The sequence below is a fragment of the Pseudomonas sp. GW823-FHT05G12 genome, from assembly GCF_058795575.1.
Window position 1 is genome coordinate 4,936,716 of the sequence record NZ_CM179501.1, and the last position, 20,429, is coordinate 4,957,144.

Consider the following 20,429-nt stretch of genomic DNA (forward strand, 5'->3'; position numbering starts at 1 on the left):
TGATTGCAGCACAACGCCGCCCCTGCGGGAGCGGCGTTGTGCTGTGAATGGGCCGCAACGCGGCCCTCGCCCTCAGGTTGCGTCGGCGTGGCTGACCAGCCCCTTGACGACCACTCCCACCGTCGCCAGCGCCGCCGGTACCAGCAACGCCGTCAGCACCTGCTCGAAGCTCCAGCCCAGGCCCAGCAGCGTTGCACCACTCCAGGCGCCGAGAATCGCACCAAAGCGGCCAATACCCAGCATCCACGATACGCCTGTGGCCCGGCCCTGGGTGGGATAGAAGCGCGCCGCCAGCGATGGCATTGCCGACTGCGCACCGTTCACGCACATACCCGCGACGAGCACCAGCGTGGCTAGCAGAGTGATGTTGCCCAGGCTCTGCCCCACTGCGTAGGCGAACACCCCGGCCAGCAGATAGAAAATGCCGATCACCTTGTGCGGATTGAAACGGTCCATGGCCCAACCCACGCCGACTGCACTTAGCACGCCGCCAAACTGGAACAGCGCGCCGATGAACGCGGCCTGTTCCATGCTCGCGCCGCTGTCACGCATCAGGGTTGGCAGCCAGCTGGTCAGGAGGTAGACGATCACCAGGCCCATGAAATAGGTCAGCCACAGCAACACGGTGCCCAAGCCATAGGTGCCAGAGAAGATCACCGCGAACACGTTGCGTGCAGCCACCGCCTTTTGCTCCGGCACGCTGAAACTGCCTGCCTCAGCCACCACTTGCGGCGCGATTGGCGACAAGGTCTTGCGCACCTTGTCGGTACCGCGGTTGCGCACCACCAGGAACCGCGCCGACTCCGGCAGCCAGACCATCAGCACCAGCGCCAGCAGCAACGGCAGCACGCCACCGATGACCAGCAGGCTGTGCCAGCCGTAGGCCGGGATCATCTTGGCGGAAATGAAGCCACCACCCGCCATGCCCAGGTTGAAGCCACAGAACATGCTGGTCACCAGCAGCGACTTGAGGCGCTCCGGGGTGTATTCGGACAACAGCGTGGTAGCGTTGGGCATGCCTGCACCCAGGCCCAGGCCCGTCAGGAAGCGCAGTACCAGCAACTGGTCGACGTTGGTGGCATAGGCCGAGGCCAGGCTGAAGCCACCGAACACCAGCACCGCCCCCACCAGCACGCCTTTGCGGCCGAAACGGTCAGCCAGCGGCCCGGAGCCCAGGGCGCCGAACACCATGCCGATCAACGCGGCACTCATGACCGGCCCAAGGCTGGCGCGGTCGATCCCCCACTCTTGCGACAGTGCCGGGGCGATGAACCCCATGGCAGCGGTGTCCAGGCCGTCGAGGAAGACGATCAGGAAGCACAGCAGCACGACCCGCCACTGATAGCGGGACAGCGGCTGCTGATTGATGAATGACTGAACGTCGAGGCTTTTGCCGACGTTGGTTTGCGCTTGGTTCATTATTGTTATCCAGAATGTGGGGCACAGTCAGGCCATTGCACGCGGGCATCCGGTACAAGGGCGATGATTGGGGTATATGGCCTGGGTCAGCCTGGATATAACGATACTGCATGCGGGTGCGGCCGCAGCAGCGAGGTGACAGTATTCATGAGTGAGTGCCTCTAGTGTTTTTCTTGTTCGGTCGGCTAGCCGACCGTTGCGAGAGACATTAATCAGCCGGCCGAGGTGACGCAATTCACCCGGCACGACACTGTGCGTTTATCGCACAGGAAACGGTTTTGCCTGTTCTGATCCGGGGCCGCAAAGTGCTCCCTGTGGTCTCAACCAAACAACTGGTGGCAAAGGTCCCGGCTGGCTGCCAGCAAAATCGGCAAGAACCGCTGCTCCAGTTCACTGCGGGTCACCCGCCCGACATGGGTACTGACGTTCAGCGCAGCCAACACCTGCCCCGAAGCGTCATACACCGGCACGGCAATCGATCGCAGCCCCTGTTCCAGTTCCTGGTCTACCACGCACCAGCCCTGGGCGCGCACCTGCTGGATGCAGGCGAACAACGATTCGGGGTCATTCAGGGTGCGGCTGGTGCGCGCCTTGAGGTCGGCACGTTCCAGGTACTCACGCAGGCTGGTGTCATCCATGGCCGCCAGCAGAATGCGCCCCATCGACGTGCAATAGGCCGGCAGGCGCCCGCCCACCGACAGATCGACCGAGATCAGCCGCTCGACCGTGGCCGAACGGGCTATATAAAGGATGTCGTCGCCCTCGAGGGTGGCCATGTTGGCCGCCTCATGCAGCTGGTCGCTGATGCGATCCAGGTACGGCTGTGCAGAAATTGCCAGCGGCGTCGACGACAGGTAGGCATGCCCCAGGGTCAGCACTTTGGGCAGCAGCGAATAGGTACGCCCGTCGGTGGTGGCGTACCCCAGCTTGATCAACGTGTGCAGGCAACGGCGCACCGCCGCGCGAGGGATTTCGGTACGGTGGCTGATCTGGGCGATGGTCAGGTGGCGCTTGCGCTCCTGGAATGCCTGGATCACGGCCAGGCCACGTGCCAGCGAGGTCATGAAGTCCGGGTCACCGGTAAAGGCCTGGATGCGCTTGGCCGGGGAAGCCACGATCGGCGGCGCCATGGCAGCCGAAGCAGGTCGCGCCACCTCGGCATTGCCGGAATCGTTGCCCAGGGTTTCGTCACTCATCGCACACCTCAAAAAAAACACCGGTTCGTGCGATTATCGAACAAACGGCCGATAATCGCAATTGACCGCCGACACTTTTGCTTATACCTTTCCCATGCCACTTGTGGCTTCTTTGGAGAGACTGGTCAGGTACCCACCGTAGAAGTCCCCAGGCAACGGCCTCGCCTTTCGGCGAGGCCGTTTTTCATTACGGCCCGCCCTGACATTGCAACGAACTTCTATCCGCCATTCCTTTCAAACTTTGTACGAAAGGTCCCAACTGTTCGCGGGCACAATCTGCTACTTACGCCAGATGATGTCAGGGTTGCGTAAATTATCGATGTTCGGCGAATTATCGGTTGCTATAATCGATTGCGCAGGCCCTCCGCTTACCGTGGTCGTTGAACCTTCCGCTTTATCAAGCCGTTGCGGCCAGCAAGGCAAATGCATGTTGCACAATGCATGACAACAGTCATTACACTTATTTCAGGTACTGCACGTGACGAAAGATGAACTGCGCGCGGAACTCGAGCGCCAGGCTGAACGTTACAAGGATGTTTATGGTGGCGAAGTCACCACATACGCCGCACAACCGGATCCGGAACGCAAACCCTGGCGCAAGCGTGCCAGCGTTCGCGACCAGGCCTTCAGCCAGGAACTGGAACGCATCGAAAAAGAACTGCGCAGCGACAACCCCTGAGTCTCGGGGCCCTCTGCGCATCGTCGCCCGGCCTACCCGGGCGAGCTCGATCTTTACTGTCTGGCCGATGATGAAATGGAATCACACAAATTTCATACAGGCGTTTGAATTTTTGCGAAATGGATTTTTCTCAAGCTTTCGGCCTTTTTTCGCCCTATTTTGTGATTTTTAGCCGCTATTTACCTCCCGTGCCGCCCCCCTCTGCATGGCGCGCTTGCACCATGAAGACTGTCATCTGCCTGTTACAGGTGCATCGATTGCCAAGGTTTTCTGGCATAATCCCGCCCCCCTAAGACCCGCCAGACAACCTTCATGATCGATTTATTCAGCGGACTGGATGCCTGGGTGTTGGTGAGCCTGCTGCTCGCCTTGACCTTCGTACTCGCCTTCGAGTTCATCAATGGCTTTCATGACACCGCCAACGCGGTAGCTACCGTCATCTATACCAAAGCCATGCCGCCGCACCTCGCCGTGTTCTTCTCCGGCGTGTTCAACTTCCTTGGCGTTCTGCTCGGCGGTGTAGGGGTGGCCTATGCCATCGTGCACCTGTTGCCGGTAGAGCTGCTGATCAATGTGAACACCGGCCACGGCCTGGCCATGGTCTTCTCGTTGCTGGCTGCGGCCATCACCTGGAACCTGGGCACCTGGTACTTTGGCATCCCCGCCTCCAGTTCGCACACGCTGATCGGCTCCATCCTCGGTGTCGGCCTGGCCAACGCCCTGATCAACGACATTCCGCTGGGCGACGGCGTCAACTGGCAGAAAGCGATCGATATCGCCATGTCGCTGGTGGTCTCGCCAATGGCCGGCTTCGCCGTTGCTGCCCTGGTGCTGATCGGCCTGAAATGGTGGCGCCCGCTGTCGAAGATGCACAAAACCCCGGAACAGCGCCGCAAGCTCGACGACAAGAAGCACCCGCCCTTCTGGAACCGTCTGGTCCTGGTGGTTTCCGCCATGGGCGTGAGCTTCGTGCACGGCTCCAACGACGGCCAGAAAGGCATCGGCCTGATCATGCTGGTGCTGATCGGTATTGTCCCGGCCAAGTTCGTACTCGACCTGAACAGCACCACCTACCAGATCGAACGTACTCGCGACGCCACCCTGCACATGAGCCAGTTCTACCAGCGTAACGCTGCCACCCTGGGCGAGTTCCTGGCACTGGGCAAGGCCAAGGCCAGCGACCTGCCGGAGCAGTTCAGTTGCAACCCGCAGCAGACCGAGCCGACCATTGCTGCGCTGCAGACCTCACTGAAGGGCGTGACGGACTACCACAGCCTCGATGCCGAGAAGCGCGTTGAAGTGCGCCGCTATCTGTTGTGCCTGGATGACACGGCGAAGAAGGTTGGCAAGCTGCCAGGCCTGGACGCCCGTGAAAAGTCCGACCTTGAAAAACTGCGCAAAGACCTCACCGCCACCACCGAATACGCCCCGTTCTGGGTGATCGTGGCCGTCGCCCTGGCCCTTGGCCTGGGCACCATGGTTGGCTGGAAGCGCGTGGTGTTGACGGTGGGCGAGAAGATCGGCAAACAAGGCATGACCTATGCCCAAGGCATGTCGGCACAGATCACCGCAGCCTGCGCCATCGGCATGGCCAACGTATTCGCCCTGCCGGTATCGACCACCCATGTGCTGTCGTCCGGCGTGGCCGGCACCATGGTCGCCAACAAAAGTGGCCTGCAAGGCGGCACCGTGAAGACCATCCTGCTGGCATGGGTCCTGACCCTGCCTACCTCGATGGGCCTGGCGGCCGGCCTGTTCTGGCTGGCGTCCAAAGCCATTGGCTGAGTGACACCGCAATGAATGAAGGCGCCCTCGGGCGCCTTTTTCATAGCCGTTATGCCTGCCGAAGCAGCCTTGTGCTACCAAGGGTATGGGCGCGGCGCAGGAAGACTACCTTTTCTTGCCCCCTAACAACGACCCCATCAAGCCGCGCACCAACTGCCGCCCCAACTGGTTGGCCGCCTGGCGCACTGCCGACTTGATCGCCTGCCCCGCTGCACTCTGCAAGAACTCACCCGCCTTGTCGGCAAAACTCTCTTCATCCGCCTTCGGTTGTGGCGCCGGCTCCACCGGCTCGCCCTTACGCTGGCTCAGCATTTCATAGGCAGACTCACGGTCCACCGGTTTGTCATAGCGCCCCGACAATGGCGAAGCCGCAATCAGCGCACTGCGCTCAGCCGCACTCAGTGGCCCGATACGCGACTGCGGCGGTGCAACCAGCACCCTCTGCACCATGGCCGGCGTGCCCTTCTCTTGCAACGTACCCACCAGCGCTTCGCCAATACCCAGTTCGGTCAGCACCGCCAGGGTGTCGAACGTCGGGTTGGGGCGGAAACCATCGGCTACTGCTCGCAGCGACTTCTGCTCCTTGGCCGTGAACGCCCGCAAGCCGTGCTGAATGCGCAAGCCCAACTGGGCCAGCACCGCGTCGGGCAAATCACCCGGCGACTGGGTAACGAAATAGACCCCCACCCCCTTGGAGCGGATCAGCCGGACCACTTGCTCAAGACGGTCCTGCAACGCCTTGGGCGTGCCGTTGAACAGCAGGTGTGCTTCATCGAAGAACAGCGCCAGCACCGGCTTGTCGGCATCACCGCGCTCGGGCAACTGCTCGAACAATTCGGCCAGCAGCCACAACAGGAACGTCGCGTACACCTTGGGTGCCTCGTGCACCAATCGGCTGGCATCGAGCAAGTGGATACGTCCACGTCCATCCGGATCAGGGCGCAGCAGGTCCTCCAGTTGCAATGCCGGCTCGCCGAACAGTGCCTCGGCGCCCTGCTGCTCCAAGGTAGCGAGCCGGCGCAACAAAGCCTGGGTGGAGGCCGTGGTCATCAGCGCGCTGTCTTCGCCGAGCAGCTGCGGGTTGTCCTTCAGATGCGCCAGCAGGGCCTTGAGGTCTTTGAGGTCCAGCAGCAGCAGGCCTTCGCGGTCGGCCACCTTGAATGCTGCATACAGCGCCGCCTGCTGGCTGTCGGTCAGTTCCAGCAAGTTTCCCAGCAACAACGGCCCCATTTCACTGAGGGTGGTGCGCAGTGGGTGGCCAGACTGCCCGGCGATATCCCACAAGCTCACCGGGTAAGCCCTGGGCGTGTGCCCCAGCCACGGCATGCCGGCGATGCGTTCAGCCACCTTGCCCTGTGGCGCACCGGCAGCACCCAGGCCACAAAGGTCGCCTTTGACATCTGCGGCGAACACCGCCACCCCTGCGTCGCTGAACACCTCCGCCAGGCGCTGCAGGGTGACGGTCTTGCCAGTACCGGTTGCGCCAGCCACCAGACCGTGGCGGTTGGCCAGGCGCATTGCTTGCCCGACTGGCTGGCCATCCGGGCCCGCGCCTACAACGATGGTCGAAAATTCCGACATCTCTTTAATCCTCTGCTCAAGCTTTAGCTTAATTCGGCCGATACCTGTGGGTGTTATTCGCCTTAATAGAGAGGAACAGCCGAAAAGGGACTTTTCGGGATGTTGCACAACCTACGGCTCCACTCGTGCGAACGCCTGATATAAAACCTTAGCGGAACCGATTACGCCATGAACAAAAGCCTTCGTTTCAGCCACAAGATTCTTTTGGCGGCATCACTGATCGTGATACTCGCCTTCAGCCTTTTCACCCTCTACAACGATTACCTCCAGCGTAATGCGATCCGCGAGGACCTGGAAAATTATCTGGCTGAAATGGGCGCCTCCACGTCGACCAACATTCGCAACCTGTTCGAGGGCCGGATAAAACTGGTGGAAAACCTGGCGCAGAACATTGCCCAGGACCCGGCCAACGCCGAAACCCTGATGGGTCAGAATGCGCTGATATCCAGCTTCCTCACGGTCTACCTGGGCAAAGTCGACGGCGGTTTCAGCGTGCGCCCGGACGCGAAGATGCCCGACGGCTACGACCCGCGCACCCGCCCTTGGTACAAGGACGGCATGAATGCCAGCGGCGCGACGCTGACCGAACCCTACATCGACATGACCACCAACAAGATGGTCATCGGCATCCTCAGCAAGGTCTCCAGCAGCGTTGGCGTGGTCGGCGGCGACCTGGCCCTGGACGGCCTGGTGCAGATCATCAACTCGCTGAACTTCGGCGGCATGGGATACGCCTTCCTGGTCAACGACCAGGGCAAGATCCTGGTGCACCCGGATAAGGATCTGGTCATGAAGTCGCTGTCGGACCTGTTCCCGCAGCACACGCCGAAACTGACCGGCGAGCTGACCGAAGTGCAAAGCGATGGCCAGACCCGCCTGCTGACCTTCAGCCCGATTACCGGCCTGCCGTCGGCGAACTGGTACATCGGCCTGTCGGTGGACAAGGACAAGGCCTTCTCGATGCTCAGCACCTTCCGCACCTCTGCGGTGATCGCCACGGTAGTGGCAGTGGTGATCATCATCGGCCTGCTCGGCCTGCTGATCCGCGTGTTGATGCAACCGCTGCACACCATGACCCGCGCCATGGAAGACATCGCCGAAGGTGAGGGCGACCTGACCAAGCGCCTGCACATCCACAGCCACGACGAATTCGGTGTCCTCGGCAACGCCTTCAACCGCTTCGTCGAACGCATTCACAGCAGCATTCGCGAAGTGTCCTCGGCCACCGAGCAGGTCAACGAAGTGGCCCTGCGGGTGATCAGCGCTTCGAACTCGTCGATGACCAACTCCGACGAGCAGTCCAACCGCACCAACAGTGTCGCCGCCGCCATCAACGAACTGGGCGCTGCGGCTCAGGAAATCGCCGGCAATGCCGCCCAGGCTTCGCAGCACGCAAGCTCCGCGCGCCTGCTGGCCGAAGAAGGCCAGCAAGTGGTCGAGCGCAACATTGCCGCGATGAACCGCCTGTCCGACCTGATCGTCACCTCCAGCGCGCACATCGAAACACTGAACAGCAAGACCGTGAATATCGGCCAGATCCTGGAAGTGATCACCAGCATTTCCCAGCAGACCAACCTGCTGGCGCTGAACGCCGCCATCGAAGCGGCCCGCGCCGGTGAGGCCGGGCGTGGCTTTGCCGTGGTCGCCGATGAGGTGCGCAATCTGGCGCACCGCACCCAGGAGTCGGCGCAGCAAGTGCAGACCATGATCGAAGAGCTGCAAGTCGGTGCCCGCGAGTCGGTCGACACCATGGAGCAGAGCCAGCGCCACAGCCAGGACAGCATGCAGATCGCCAACCAGGCGGGTGAGCGACTGGACAGCGTTACCGTGCGCATTGGCGAGATCGACGGCATGAACCAGTCGGTGGCCACTGCCACCGAAGAGCAGACCGCCGTGGTCGAGGCGATCAACATGGACATCAACGAGATCAACATGCTCAACCAGGAAGGCGTGGAGAACCTGCAAGCGACCCTGCGCGCCTGCTCCGACCTCGAGCAGCAGGCTGGCCGCCTGAAGCACCTGGTGGGCAGCTTCCGTATCTGATAGAGGCTACACATTCGCCTGGCGCAGCCTCTGCGCTGCGCCAGGCATTACGCACTCCCCTCCTCTCAAACCGATCGAACAAACTATCCTTCTGATAGGTCCACCTTTAGGCATTTCATCGCCGGCAATTCAACGCCGGATGACAGACCCGAAGACGATCCCGGAGGGATGCTGATCGTGCACATCGCCGACATCACCATGTTCTACGCCCCGGCCAGCGGTGGCGTACGTACCTATCTTGATGCCAAACATCACCGTCTCGACGCCATTCACGGCGTACGCCACAGCCTGTTGATTCCCGGTGCCAGCGCCCAACACGGCGATGGCATCTATCAGGTACCTGCGCCGCCCTTGCCGTTTGGCAAGGGTTACCGCTTTCCGGTACGCCTGGCCCCCTGGTGCAATACACTGCGCACGCTCAAACCCGACCTGATCGAAGTTGGCGACCCCTACCTGACCGCCTGGGCGGCGCTGGAGGCGCGGCGCCAGCTCGACGTGCCCGTGATCGGTTTCTACCATTCCGACCTGCCGTTACTGGTCAGCAACCGCATGGGCAACTGGTTCGCACCCAATGTCGAGGCCTACGTCAGCAAGCTCTACGGCAATTTTGATCGGGTACTGGCCCCCAGCCAGGTGATGGCCGACAAACTACGCCGCTTGGGCGTGCGCGATGTCCATGTGCAGCCGCTGGGCGTTGACCTTGCCACTTTCCACCCCTCCCGGCGCGACCCACATGTACGTGCCGAACTGGGCATTGCCGACACCAGCCGCCTGTTGATCTTTGCCGGCCGCGGCTCGCGAGAAAAGAACCTGCCGGTGCTGCTTGACTGCATGCAGCGACTCGGCGACCCCTACCACCTGTTACTGGTGGGCTCGAACATGCCGGCCAGCGTGCCGCCCAACGTCAGCGTCATCGATCACTTCTGCCCGGCTGCAGAGGTGGCCCGGCTGATCGCCAGCGCCGACTTGCTGGTGCATGCTGGCGACCAGGAAACATTCGGCCTGGTCATTCTCGAAGCGATGGCCAGCGCCACACCCGTGGTGGCCGTGCGCGCCGGTGCGTTCCCTGAAATCATCAACGAACAGTGTGGCCGCCTGTGCACGCCCAACGATGGCCGGGCCATGGCATCCGCCGTGCGCGAGGCATTCGAGGCAGGTATCCGCGAGCTCGGCGTGCAGGCCCGTCACCATGTAGAGCAACATTATTCATGGGATAACGTGGTAGCTGGCCTGCTCCAGCACTACCAGGCCGTGCTCGGCCACCAGCCGCAGGTGCGCGCCCATGCTTGAGCCTTCCGCCAGCCAACGCAGCCTCATGCTGGTGTTGCATGATGTTGCCCCGGAAACCTGGCCGGACTATGAACCGTTCGTAGGGGCCGTGGACGCGCTGGGCCACGTGCCAATGACATGGCTGGTGGTCCCGGACTTCCATCGACGCAATCCGCTGCACCAGGCACCTTCGTTCTGCCGTCTGCTGGACGAACGCCTTGCCAAAGGCGACGAACTGGCGCTTCACGGCTATGTCCATGCTGACGAAGGCCCCGTACCGCGCAGCCCCGTCGACTACTTCATGCGGCGCATTTATACCCATGAAGGCGAGTTCTACAGCCTTGATGAGAACGAAGCGCTTACCCGGCTACAGGAGGGCCTGGCACTGTTCGAGGACCGAGGGTGGCCTGTGGCAGGGTTTGTCGCACCGGCCTGGCTCATGAGCCAGGGCACGCGGCAAGCGCTGTGCCGCCTGCCACTGAAATACACCAGTACACCTCAGCATCTGTACCGCTTACCAGACTTTACGGCCATTGATGCGCCAGGCCTGGTCTGGAGCGCGCGCAGCGCATGGCGTCGCAAACTGTCCCGCACGCTGTGCGACTGGCAATGCCAGCGCTGGCGGGGCGCGAGCACGTTGCGCTTGGGGCTGCACCCTGTAGACATGCGCCATCGCTCATCCCGTGACTATTGGTTGCGCACGCTGGAGAGACTGTTGAAGGATGGCCGCGAACCGCTGACCAAATCTGCCTGGCTGGAGCGCCAGGGGGCAGCATGAAGCGCTGGGCCTGGCTGGCGCTGGCATTGCTGGGTGCAGCGCTGGTGCCAGCGTTGCTGGGTGGTAGCGAGCTGCTGCCGAGGCTGAGCCGGTTCGACCCGCACCTGCTGCTCATGCTACTAGGCATGATTCTGTTGTGCTGGGTCATCAATGCGCTGCGCCTGCGCCTGTTGCTGGGTGAGCAGGCAAAACAGTTGAGCCATGCTCGCAGCCTGGGCGTGGTCATGGCCACCGAGTTTGCCATCTGCACCACCCCTGGCGGCAGTGGTGGGCCGCTGACCCTGATGGCCCTGCTGGCGCGAGACCGCATCCGCCCGGCGCGCAGCGGCGCCGTTTTTGCCATGGACCAGTTGAACGACCTGGTGTTCTTCTTCTGCGCAATGCTGGCGATTGCCGGCTATGCGCTGTTCCACAGCCTGGGCCGCAGCCAGGAAAGCATGTTGCTTGGCAGTGCGTTACTGCTGTGCTCAGCGTTGGCCGGGGTGATCGGGCTGTTGCGCTACCGGCGCCCGATAATGCGCATGAACGGCAGGCTGTTGCAGCGCATGGGGATGGGCCAGCCGCGCAAACGTCGCTGGGCGCGCAAACTGCTGCACTTCGTTGCAGCACTGGCGCAGACCTGGCGCCTGCCCAAGCGCAGGCTGAGCCTGGTATTCACCCTGACCTGCATCCACTGGGGGCTGCGCTACAGCGTCTTGTACCTGGTGTTGCGTGGCTTGGGGGTAGACCTGCAGTGGATTCCCAGCTTCCTGGTGCAGATGCTGTCGCTCAGCGCCGGCCAATTCAGTCTGCTGCCTGGCGGCGCCGGGGCCGCCGAGCTGACGTCGGCCAGCCTGTTGACACCCTTGGTGGGCAGCTCGACCGCAGCTGCGGCAATCCTGATATGGCGGGCGGTTACGTACTACTTTTATCTGCTGGCTGGGGGGCCGGTGTTTGTGTGCCTGCTGGGACGTCCGTTGCTGGAGCGCTGGCGGCGTCAGGCGGGTTGAGCTGTTGCCAGAGTTCGGCGGCGCCGGGGAAGTCGGTGCCATCCGTGTCATCCAGGGCTTCAGGGTCGTAGCGGGCCAGGCAGCCTTCGCCAACGGTCGGTGGAGGTGAGGCGACGGGGTTGTTGCGTTGCTTGGTCATTGCCGTTTCACCCAGGATTGCCGGGGCGCTCTGCGCCCCTGTCGCGACAGGGCTGCGCAGCAGCCCGGAATCTCACAGCAAGCCGCACGGTGTCAGTCGAACACCACAGTCTTGTTACCATGCACCAGCACGCGGTCCTCCAGGTGATAACGCAGGCCACGGGCCAGCACCATCTTCTCCACATCACGGCCGAAGCGGACCATGTCCTCGATGCTGTCGGCATGGCTGACACGCACCACATCCTGCTCGATGATCGGGCCGGCATCCAGCTCTTCGGTGACGTAGTGGCACGTCGCGCCGATCAGCTTCACCCCACGCAGGGCGGCCTGGTGGTAAGGCTTGGCGCCGACGAACGACGGCAGGAAGCTGTGATGGATGTTGATCACCTTCTCGGCATAGTCCCGGCACAGTTGTGGCGGCAGGATCTGCATGTAGCGGGCCAGCACCACGACGTCGGCCGCATGCTCCTGCACCAGGCGCGACACCTCGGCAAAGGCCGGGGCCTTGTCTTTGGGGTCGACCGGTACATGGAAGAACGGAATACCGTGCCACTCGACCATGCTGCGCAGGTCGTTGTGGTTGGAAATCACGCAAGGGATCTCGCAGTCCAGCTCATCGGTGTGCCAGCGGTGCAGCAAGTCTGCCAGGCAGTGCGACTCACGGCTGGCCATCAATACCACGCGTTTTTTCTGAGCCGAGTCGGTAATGCGCCAGGTCATGGAGAACTCTTCGGCGATCGGCGCAAACGCCTCACGGAAGGCTTCGATACCGAACGGCAGCGATTCAGCGCGGATTTCATGACGCATGAAGAACCAACCGCTCTGCTCATCGGAGTGGTGGCTGGCTTCGTTGATCCAGCCATTGTACAAGGCCAGGAAATTACTGACTTTCGCCACGATGCCTACACGGTCGGGGCAGGCGATCACCAGACGATAGGTGCGCATGAATGAGACTCCAGAACTTCGCAAAGGCGCCTATTCTAGCGGTCCGCCAGAAAAAACGCAGTATTGATCGTTACCGCGATGGCATATGCAAGCCCGAAAACGCCACACGGGCGCTGCCTGACAGACAAGAGGAAACGCACGGGGCATATGTAAAATTTTGTTCACGTAGAGAAATGCTGTCACAGCTTAATTAACAGTTAATTGCCCAATCTTATGTTTACTTGCGAGTATGGGCTGTCTATTATTGCCCCACACATTTCTGAACACGCATTAAGGAACACTCCATGTCCCTGATCAACGAGTACCGCGCCACCGAAGAAGCCATCAAGGAACTTCAGGCCCGCCTGGCCAATCTGTCGCAGGATGACAAGCTGAAGAAAGAACTGGAGTTCGAAGGCAAACTGCGCACACTGATGGGCGAGTACTCCAAGTCGCTGCGCGACGTGATTGCCCTGCTCGATCCAGAGTCGAAACTGAGCAAGGCACCTCGTGGTTCGGTCAAGACTACCGCCACCAAGCGCGCACGCAAGGTCAAGCAATACAAGAACCCGCACAACGGTGAAGTGATCGAAACCAAAGGCGGCAACCACAAGACCCTGAAAGAGTGGAAAGCCACTTGGGGCGGCGACGTGGTTGAAAGCTGGGCAACCCTGCTGGACTGATTATCCGCATACGCCCTCTTGCTTCGCACAACAAAAACGCCGGCACATTGCCGGCGTTTTTGTTTATCTGCCATCAGCCGATGGAATAGCGTTCCTGCAGTTGTCGAGCATGCAGTTGCCAGGCCTCCAACACGCGCCTGCCTGCCTCGTCGGCCCCCTCCCAGGCTTGCTGGCGCGCCTTTTCGAAGTCGCCCAAGGTATTCGGCGCCCCCCACTGCGGGTCGCTCAGGCGCTGTTGGCAGAAGCCATACCAACGTTGCCGCTCTTCGCCGGTCAAGGTTTCAGGGAAGTTACGTGCCCGGTAGCGGAACAACAGCTCCGGCAAACGCGGATCATCGAACATCCATTGGCCATGGCTCAACTGCGCCGGTTCCAGCGCACGAACTTGCTCGCATAAGCGCCGGTCGCGGTCACCTATAAAACCATCATACAACTGCTGTTCCGGGTCCTCACTCGGGGCAAACTCGTCCTTGCCATAGATGTGCTCCAGCTTTTCTTGCCATTGCGCCTGTTGATTGGCCAGTTGTTCACCGCGCGATTGTAACAACGTCAAGTCCAGGCCCAATCGTTGCTGATCGACCGGGCGTAATACCGACAGCGGCGCCACTACCGGGCAGCGATTGATCTGCACCAATTTGAGCGGTACCGGTAATTCACCTTCGGCCAATTCATCATGCCGGGTGTACAAGCGCTGACGTAAAACTTCAGCACTTTCCCGCAGTAACGGTAGGGTTTCCTGATGCAGGTCGCAGACAATCAGTGCATTGCGATTACGCGGGTGCCAGGCCAGTGGCAATACGACCCCCAGGTAATTGCGCGCCGCCGAAAAACGCCCGGATATATGCACCAGTGGCTGCAACAGACGGACCTGCTCCATCACTTTATGCTTGCTGCGCAGCTGAAACAGCCAGTCATACAACTTGGGTTGTTTCTGCCGAATCAGGCGAGCCAAGGCAATGGTTGCCCGCACGTCGGAAAGCGCTTCGTGGGCATGACCGTGGTCAATGCCATTGGCCTTGCTCAGCAGTTCCAGACGCAGGCTGGTGCGCCCGTCCTGTTGCGGCCATTCAATGCCTTCCGGGCGCAAGGCATAGGCGGTACGCACAATGTCGATCAGGTCCCAGCGGCTATTGCCTCCCTGCCATTCACGGGCATAGGGGTCGAAAAAGTTGCGGTAAAGGCTGTAGCGGGTCACTTCATCGTCGAAGCGCAGGGTGTTGTAGCCGGCACCACAGGTGCCCGGTTGCGCCAGCTGGGCATGCACGCGAGTCATGAACTCGGCTTCGCACAGGCCCTGCTCCGCCAGCAGTTGCGGCGTAATGCCTGTCACCAGGCAGGCCGCCGGGTGCGGCAGGATGTCGTCCGACGGTCGGCAATAAAGGCTGATTGGCTCGTCGATTTCGTTAAGGTCGAAGTCAGTGCGCAGGCCGGCCACCTGCAGCGGCCGATCGCAGCGCGGGTTGATGCCGGTGGTTTCATAGTCGTGCCAGAAAATGCTGGAGGTCACGGGGTCGTCCTGTATCAAGGTCGACCCGATTCTAGCGCGATTCTGAAAAATGAACGTTCAGACGGGAGCGTTGGCGGGGCGGAAACTGAAATAGTCGCGCAACGAACGTACGAAATCATCGTACTCGCGCGGAGACTGCAGCAGCATGAAGCCCGAATCGTAGTGCCCAGGCGTCTGGTCCTCGCGGCACCACAGGCAACTGGCAGTGAGGTTGACGAACTGGTGCCCGCCGCCAGGCAGGGGCATACGCAGTTGCAGCTCGTAATCGGGCCCGACCAACACGGGCAGCTGGCTGATGACCATCAACCCATTTTCAGAGGCATTGCCTAGCTGACCGATCTCCTGACCGGTAAAGCGGTTGAACACCTTGAGGACACAAGGTAGCTGATGACGTTCTATGTGGCGCTTGTTGAACATGATCGCGAGTGTATTCCGTACCTGATGCCAGGAATACTAGGTACTGGCGGTTGTTGTAACAGCTGAGTTACAGATTAGCGCAGCACGCGCAGCAAATCCCGTGAAATAAACCACACCTTTGTGTTAGCGCCAAGGTACGGTCGTCACCGGGTTGGCCACGGCCGTTTCTGCACCGCGCAAATGGCCGAGTTTTTCCAAGGTCTGCAGGCGCGCCCGGGCGCGATAGGCATATTCGTTGCCCGGGTACTGCTGGATCAGGTACTGATAGGTCTGCGCCGCGTCCACGTACAACGCCTGGCGCTCCAGGCACTGGCCGCGCAGCAGTGACACTTCGGGGTGGATGAACGGCCGGGCACGGCTGGTGCGATCAACCTGCGACAGTTCGAGCATGACCCGTGCGCAATCGCCGCGGTCGTAGGCGCGGTAGGCATTGTTCAGGTGGTGGTCCATGGACCAGCGGGTACAGCCGACGGCGCTGGCGGCCAAGGCTAAAACGATCAGGGCTCGCATGGGGATCTCCTTTGATGCCAGTGTATCGGCGTTTGCCTGCAAATCTTCACACCCTTTTGCAAGGATACCCTGCCCCGTTCAAATGCCACCCTGCCTTGGTTGCAGGTAGTGCAACGGAACAATGACTACAGCGAGATTCAGGAGTAGCCTTTCGCTGCGCTTCACTATAGGAGTCTGTGCATGAGCATCCGCCGCACCAAAATCGTCGCCACCCTTGGCCCCGCCAGCAACTCGCCGGAAGTGATCGAACAACTGATCCTCGCCGGCCTGGACGTGGCACGTCTGAACTTCTCCCACGGCACACCGGACGAGCACAAGGCCCGCGCGCGCCTGATCCGTGACATCGCCGCCAAGAACGGCCGCCATGTTGCACTGCTGGGCGACCTGCAGGGTCCGAAGATCCGCATCGCCAAGTTCGCCAACAAGCGCATCGAACTGAAGATCGGTGACAAGTTCACCTTCTCCACCGCCCACCCGCTGACCGAAGGCAACCAGGACATCGTCGGTATCGACTACCCCGACCTGGTCAAGGACTGCGGCGTTGGTGACGAACTGCTGCTCGACGATGGCCGCGTGGTCATGCGCGTCGAAACCGCCACTGCAGATGCCCTGCACTGCGTGGTGATCATCGGTGGCCCACTGTCGGACCACAAAGGCATCAACCGTAAAGGTGGCGGCCTGACCGCACCGGCCCTGACCGAAAAAGACAAGGCCGACATCAAACTGGCTGCGGAAATGGACCTGGACTACCTGGCCGTATCCTTCCCGCGTGACGCCAGCGATATGGAATACGCGCGCAAGCTGCGTGATGAAGCCGGCGGCAGCGCCTGGCTGGTGGCCAAGATCGAACGCGCCGAAGCGGTGGCCGATGACGAGACCCTCGACAAGCTGATCGCCGCCTCCGACGCGGTGATGGTTGCCCGTGGTGACCTGGGCGTGGAAATCGGCGACGCCGAGCTGATCGCTATCCAGAAGAAGATCATCCAGCACGCCCGCCGCAACAACAAGGCCGTGATCGTGGCGACCCAGATGATGGAGTCGATGATCCAGAACCCGATGCCGACCCGCGCGGAAGTGTCCGATGTGGCCAACGCCGTGCTGGACAACACCGATGCGGTGATGCTGTCGGCCGAAAGCGCCGCCGGTTCCTACCCGATCGAAGCTGTCCAGGCCATGGCACGCATCTGCCTGGGTGCCGAAAAGCACCCGACCAGCCAGAAGTCCAGCCATCGCCTGCACACCACCTTCCAGCGCTGCGACGAAAGCATCGCCTTGGCGGCCATGTACACTGCCAACCACTTCCCGGGCGTAAAGGCGATCATCGCCCTGACCGAAAGCGGCTACACCCCGCTGATCATGTCGCGCCTGCGTTCGCATGTACCGATCTTCGCCCTGTCGCCGCACCGCGCCACCCAGGCGCGCGCCTCGATGTTCCGTGGCGTGTACCCGATTGCCTTCGACCCGGCCGCGCTGCCGGCCGACAAGGTGAGCCAGGCGGCGGTCGACGAGCTGCTCAAACGTGGCCTGGTGGAGCAAGGTGACTGGGTGATCCTGACCAAGGGTGACAGCTACCACACCATCGGTGGCACCAACGGCATGAAGATCCTGCACGTCGGTGATCCGCTGGTCGGTTGATCCACTCGTTTCACAGCACAAGGCTCAAGCGCAGCCTTGTGCTGCGAAGAGGCCCCGACAGCAATAAAAAAAGGCCCCGGTTCTCGCGAACCGGGGCCTTTTTATGGTGCAGAGGGTAAGGCTGGCTTACATCATGCCGCCCATGCCACCCATGCCGCCCATATCAGGCATGCCAGCAGCTGGCTTGTCTTCCGGCAGGTCGGCAACCATGGCTTCGGTGGTGATCATCAGACCGCCGATCGAAGCAGCAGCTTGCAGCGCCGAGCGAGTGACCTTGGCTGGGTCGAGGATACCCATCTCGATCATGTCGCCGTATTCACCGGTAGCGGCGTTGTAGCCGAAGTTGCCCGAACCTTGCTTGACCTTGTCAGCAACCACGCTTGGCTCATCACCGGCGTTGGCAGTGATCTGGCGCAGCGGGGATTCAACAGCGCGACGCAGCAGCGCGATACCGACGTTCTGGTCTTCGTTGTCGCCTTTCAGGTCGATGATGGCTGCCAGGGCGCGAACCAGGGCAACACCACCGCCAGGCACCACGCCTTCTTCAACGGCTGCACGGGTAGCGTGCAGGGCGTCTTCAACGCGGGCTTTCTTCTCTTTCATTTCAACTTCGGTGCCGGCACCCACCTTGATCACGGCAACACCGCCAGCCAGCTTGGCCAGACGCTCTTGCAGCTTCTCACGGTCGTAGTCCGAGGAAGTTTCTTCGATCTGGGCACGGATCTGCTTGACGCGTGCTTCGATCTCGGTGTCAGCGCCAGCACCGTCGATGATGGTGGTGTTTTCCTTGGACAGGATGACGCGCTTGGCGTTACCCAGGTGCTCCAGGGTAGCGGTTTCCAGGGACAGGCCGATTTCTTCGGAGATGACCTGGCCGCCAGTCAGGACAGCGATGTCCTGCAGCATGGCCTTGCGGCGATCGCCGAAGCCCGGAGCCTTGACTGCAGCAACCTTGACGATGCCGCGCATGTTGTTGACTACCAGGGTAGCCAGCGCTTCACCTTCAACGTCTTCGGCAACGATCAGCAGTGGGCGGCCGGCCTTGGCAACGGCTTCCAGAACTGGCAGCAGCTCACGGATGTTGGAGATTTTCTTGTCGACCAGCAGCAGCAGCGGGCCTTCCAGCTCGGCAACCATGGTGTCCGGCTTGTTGACGAAGTACGGCGACAGGTAGCCGCGGTCGAACTGCATGCCTTCTACGACGGACAGTTCGTTTTCCAGGCCCGAGCCTTCTTCAACGGTGATCACGCCTTCTTTACCGACTTTTTCCATGGCTTCGGCGATGATTTCACCGATGGAGTTGTCGGAGTTGGCAGAGATGGTACCTACCTGGGCGATGGCCTTGGAGTCGGCGCATGGCTTGGACAGGTTCTTCAGCTCGGCAACAACGGCAGCAGTGGCCTTGTCGATACCGCGCTTCAGGTCCATCGGGTTCATGCCGGCAGCGACGGCTTTCAGGCCTTCGTTGACGATGGCCTGAGCCAGAACGGTAGCGGTGGTGGTGCCGTCACCGGCAGCGTCGTTGGCCTTGGAAGCAACTTCCTTGACCAGCTGGGCGCCCATGTTTTCGAAAGCGTCTTTCAGCTCGATTTCTTTGGCGACGGAAACGCCGTCCTTGGTGATGGTCGGCGCGCCGAAGCTCTTGGCCAGTACCACGTTACGGCCTTTCGGGCCCAGGGTCGCTTTTACCGCGTCAGCCAGAACGTTGACACCAACCAGCATTTTCTTACGAGCGGAATCACCAAATTTTACGTCTTTAGCAGCCATGATCGTTTAATCCTTGAAAAACTTTGGAGTAACGGGAAGTCGGGGGAAATCAGCCTTCGACAACGGCGAGGATTTCGTTCTCGGCCATGACCAGCAGGTCTTCGCCATCGACTTTCACGGTGTTGCTGCCCGAGTACGGGCCGAAAACCACTTTGTCACCCACTTTCACGGCCAGCGCGCGAACTTCGCCGTTGTCCAGAACGCGACCGGTGCCGACGGCTACAACTTCGCCGCGGTTTGGTTTTTCAGCGGCCGAACCCGGCAGGACGATACCGCCAGCGGTTTTCGATTCTTCTTCGCTGCGACGGATGACTACGCGGTCATGCAGAGGACGAAGTTTCATTGTCGATCTCTCCCAAATTGTGGTTTTCATCGGCCGGTTCGACACCGGCGGTTTTGATGCTGTCCGGCGTTGCCGGGGGTGGCCCGCTGTGAGCGAACCACCTGTGTAATGTCTGGTGTTGCCACCAGAAACCTTGCGGTGACCACATACATGAGGCCGCCACATCCAATTACAAGGCTCGAGATAGAAAATTTTTCATCAGGCCCAAAAAAACCGGGGCCGCTTGCGCGGCCCCGGTCCTTGTTACTTGTCGCGGCGCTCGTACTCGCCTTCGATCACGTTCGGGCGGTGGCCGCCATCACGCGGCTGCGCCTGGAAGGGGTCATCCTGGAATGCACGCTGGCGCATGGCCTGGGCCTCGGCACGCTCGCGCATCTTGCGCGCCGCCAGGCGGCGGGTGAATGGCAGCAGGCACAGCACACCCAGCACGTCGCTGATGAAGCCGGGCAGCAACAACAGGCCACCGCCCACGGCCAGCATCATGCCCTGGAACATGTCCTCGGCGGGCAATTCACCGCGCTGCAGGCTTTCACGGGCGCGCAATGCAGTCGCCAGGCCGGCCACCCGCATGACCAGTACGCCCAGGGCGGAGCCGGCGATGATCAGCAGCAACGCCGGGAAGAAACCGATAGCCGCGCTGACCTTCACGAAGACGAACAGCTCCAGCACAGGAAAAATCAGAAACAGCAGTAGAAAAGCACGCATCAAGGGTTCCTCGACGGAAGATAACCTTCCAATAAGACCTCAAATGGATGCCTGCGCTCCG

17 protein-coding genes and 2 pseudogenes are annotated in these 20,429 nt (G+C 61.2%); 9 read left to right on the forward strand and 10 right to left on the reverse strand.

Annotated features, from left to right (window positions below; translation table 11 throughout):
* Positions 1-72: 72 nt before the first annotated feature.
* Both pcaK and pcaR read right to left on the reverse strand, forming a co-directional pair.
* On the reverse strand, positions 73-1,419 hold the full coding sequence (gene pcaK / locus AC3RCM_RS22580; RefSeq protein ID WP_020192010.1) for a 4-hydroxybenzoate transporter PcaK: 1,347 nt from the start codon (positions 1,417-1,419) through the stop codon (positions 73-75).
* A 320-nt stretch (positions 1,420-1,739) separates the two neighbouring features.
* Positions 1,740-2,615, reverse strand: a complete 876-nt coding sequence (pcaR, locus tag AC3RCM_RS22585; protein ID WP_003251938.1) for a pca regulon transcriptional regulator PcaR — start codon at positions 2,613-2,615, stop codon at positions 1,740-1,742.
* A 478-nt stretch (positions 2,616-3,093) separates the two neighbouring features.
* On the opposite strand from pcaR, the gene AC3RCM_RS22590 reads away from it, so the two are divergent.
* Positions 3,094-3,294 carry a hypothetical protein gene (locus tag AC3RCM_RS22590; protein ID WP_003251937.1) on the forward strand — a complete coding sequence of 67 codons (201 nt, stop codon included), beginning with the start codon at positions 3,094-3,096 and terminating at the stop codon, positions 3,292-3,294.
* 312 nt (positions 3,295-3,606) lie between these two features.
* Positions 3,607-5,079 (forward strand): inorganic phosphate transporter, encoded by a 1,473-nt coding sequence (locus AC3RCM_RS22595; protein ID WP_014592256.1) that lies wholly within the window; start codon positions 3,607-3,609, stop codon positions 5,077-5,079.
* 105 nt (positions 5,080-5,184) lie between these two features.
* Here AC3RCM_RS22595 and AC3RCM_RS22600 read toward each other — a convergent pair whose 3' ends face one another.
* Entirely contained in the window at positions 5,185-6,660 is a 1,476-nt protein-coding gene (locus tag AC3RCM_RS22600; RefSeq protein ID WP_104887093.1) for a helicase HerA-like domain-containing protein, read from the reverse strand.
* 312 nt (positions 6,661-6,972) lie between these two features.
* Between AC3RCM_RS22600 and AC3RCM_RS22605 the strand changes: the two are divergent.
* The 5 genes and pseudogenes from AC3RCM_RS22605 to gpgF form a co-directional block, all read left to right on the forward strand.
* Positions 6,973-7,797 (forward strand): annotated as a pseudogene (locus tag AC3RCM_RS22605) (cache domain-containing protein); the annotation flags it as partial.
* 309 nt (positions 7,798-8,106) lie between these two features.
* A pseudogene (locus AC3RCM_RS22610) lies at positions 8,107-8,703 on the forward strand (methyl-accepting chemotaxis protein); the annotation flags it as partial.
* Positions 8,704-8,871: 168 nt separating this feature from the next.
* The gene (gpgS, locus tag AC3RCM_RS22615) at positions 8,872-9,993 is read left to right on the forward strand and encodes an N-acetylglucosaminyl phosphatidylglycerol synthase (protein ID WP_409322076.1); all 1,122 of its coding nucleotides are present in this window, start codon (positions 8,872-8,874) and stop codon (positions 9,991-9,993) included.
* The gene (gene gpgD / locus AC3RCM_RS22620) at positions 9,986-10,750 is read left to right on the forward strand and encodes an N-acetylglucosaminyl phosphatidylglycerol deacetylase (protein ID WP_409322075.1); all 765 of its coding nucleotides are present in this window, start codon (positions 9,986-9,988) and stop codon (positions 10,748-10,750) included. Before gpgS ends, gpgD begins: the two co-directional genes overlap by 8 nt.
* Positions 10,747-11,739 carry a glucosaminyl phosphatidylglycerol flippase gene (gpgF, locus tag AC3RCM_RS22625; protein WP_104887091.1) on the forward strand — a complete coding sequence of 331 codons (993 nt, stop codon included), beginning with the start codon at positions 10,747-10,749 and terminating at the stop codon, positions 11,737-11,739. Before gpgD ends, gpgF begins: the two co-directional genes overlap by 4 nt.
* A gap of 231 nt (positions 11,740-11,970) precedes the next feature.
* Here the strand turns inward: gpgF and purU are convergent, their stop codons facing one another.
* On the reverse strand, positions 11,971-12,822 hold the full coding sequence (gene purU, locus AC3RCM_RS22630; RefSeq protein ID WP_003251921.1) for a formyltetrahydrofolate deformylase: 852 nt from the start codon (positions 12,820-12,822) through the stop codon (positions 11,971-11,973).
* 284 nt (positions 12,823-13,106) lie between these two features.
* Between purU and mvaT the strand changes: the two genes are divergently transcribed.
* A complete protein-coding gene (mvaT, locus tag AC3RCM_RS22635; protein ID WP_003251920.1) occupies positions 13,107-13,484 on the forward strand; it encodes a histone-like nucleoid-structuring protein MvaT in 378 nt (125 codons plus the stop codon).
* A 73-nt stretch (positions 13,485-13,557) separates the two neighbouring features.
* Here the strand turns inward: mvaT and sbcB are convergent, their stop codons facing one another.
* The 3 genes from sbcB to AC3RCM_RS22650 form a co-directional block, all read right to left on the reverse strand.
* Positions 13,558-14,991, reverse strand: a complete 1,434-nt coding sequence (sbcB, locus tag AC3RCM_RS22640) for an exodeoxyribonuclease I (RefSeq protein ID WP_064491140.1) — start codon at positions 14,989-14,991, stop codon at positions 13,558-13,560.
* Between the two features lie 57 nt (positions 14,992-15,048).
* On the reverse strand, positions 15,049-15,408 hold the full coding sequence (locus AC3RCM_RS22645; protein WP_012053641.1) for a PilZ domain-containing protein: 360 nt from the start codon (positions 15,406-15,408) through the stop codon (positions 15,049-15,051).
* Between the two features lie 123 nt (positions 15,409-15,531).
* Complete coding sequence (locus AC3RCM_RS22650) at positions 15,532-15,918, reverse strand: tol-pal system YbgF family protein (RefSeq protein WP_003251914.1); 387 nt, start codon at positions 15,916-15,918, stop codon at positions 15,532-15,534.
* 180 nt (positions 15,919-16,098) lie between these two features.
* Between AC3RCM_RS22650 and pyk the strand changes: the two genes are divergently transcribed.
* Positions 16,099-17,553, forward strand: a complete 1,455-nt coding sequence (gene pyk, locus AC3RCM_RS22655) for a pyruvate kinase (protein ID WP_003251912.1) — start codon at positions 16,099-16,101, stop codon at positions 17,551-17,553.
* Positions 17,554-17,679: 126 nt separating this feature from the next.
* Here the strand turns inward: pyk and groL are convergent, their stop codons facing one another.
* The 3 genes from groL to AC3RCM_RS22670 form a co-directional block, all read right to left on the reverse strand.
* Positions 17,680-19,320, reverse strand: coding sequence for a chaperonin GroEL (gene groL / locus AC3RCM_RS22660; RefSeq protein ID WP_010952474.1), 1,641 nt, complete (start codon positions 19,318-19,320; stop codon positions 17,680-17,682).
* Positions 19,321-19,369: 49 nt separating this feature from the next.
* A complete protein-coding gene (locus AC3RCM_RS22665; RefSeq protein ID WP_003251905.1) occupies positions 19,370-19,663 on the reverse strand; it encodes a co-chaperone GroES in 294 nt (97 codons plus the stop codon).
* A gap of 243 nt (positions 19,664-19,906) precedes the next feature.
* Positions 19,907-20,368, reverse strand: coding sequence for an FxsA family protein (locus tag AC3RCM_RS22670; protein ID WP_003251903.1), 462 nt, complete (start codon positions 20,366-20,368; stop codon positions 19,907-19,909).
* Positions 20,369-20,429: the final 61 nt, after the last annotated feature.

Coding starts and splice junctions, on each gene's coding strand:
- pcaR (WP_003251938.1), bottom strand. CDS start 2,615: ATGAGTGACGAAACCCTGGGCAACGATTCCGGCAATGCCGAGGTGGCG.
- AC3RCM_RS22600 (WP_104887093.1), bottom strand. CDS start 6,660: ATGTCGGAATTTTCGACCATCGTTGTAGGCGCGGGCCCGGATGGCCAG.
- AC3RCM_RS22670 (WP_003251903.1), bottom strand. CDS start 20,368: ATGCGTGCTTTTCTACTGCTGTTTCTGATTTTTCCTGTGCTGGAGCTG.
- gpgF (WP_104887091.1), top strand. CDS start 10,747: ATGAAGCGCTGGGCCTGGCTGGCGCTGGCATTGCTGGGTGCAGCGCTG.
- mvaT (WP_003251920.1), top strand. CDS start 13,107: ATGTCCCTGATCAACGAGTACCGCGCCACCGAAGAAGCCATCAAGGAA.
- gpgS (WP_409322076.1), top strand. CDS start 8,872: ATGCTGATCGTGCACATCGCCGACATCACCATGTTCTACGCCCCGGCC.
- pyk (WP_003251912.1), top strand. CDS start 16,099: ATGAGCATCCGCCGCACCAAAATCGTCGCCACCCTTGGCCCCGCCAGC.
- purU (WP_003251921.1), bottom strand. CDS start 12,822: ATGCGCACCTATCGTCTGGTGATCGCCTGCCCCGACCGTGTAGGCATC.
- AC3RCM_RS22665 (WP_003251905.1), bottom strand. CDS start 19,663: ATGAAACTTCGTCCTCTGCATGACCGCGTAGTCATCCGTCGCAGCGAA.
- AC3RCM_RS22595 (WP_014592256.1), top strand. CDS start 3,607: ATGATCGATTTATTCAGCGGACTGGATGCCTGGGTGTTGGTGAGCCTG.
- groL (WP_010952474.1), bottom strand. CDS start 19,320: ATGGCTGCTAAAGACGTAAAATTTGGTGATTCCGCTCGTAAGAAAATG.
- AC3RCM_RS22650 (WP_003251914.1), bottom strand. CDS start 15,918: ATGCGAGCCCTGATCGTTTTAGCCTTGGCCGCCAGCGCCGTCGGCTGT.
- gpgD (WP_409322075.1), top strand. CDS start 9,986: ATGCTTGAGCCTTCCGCCAGCCAACGCAGCCTCATGCTGGTGTTGCAT.
- pcaK (WP_020192010.1), bottom strand. CDS start 1,419: ATGAACCAAGCGCAAACCAACGTCGGCAAAAGCCTCGACGTTCAGTCA.
- AC3RCM_RS22645 (WP_012053641.1), bottom strand. CDS start 15,408: ATGTTCAACAAGCGCCACATAGAACGTCATCAGCTACCTTGTGTCCTC.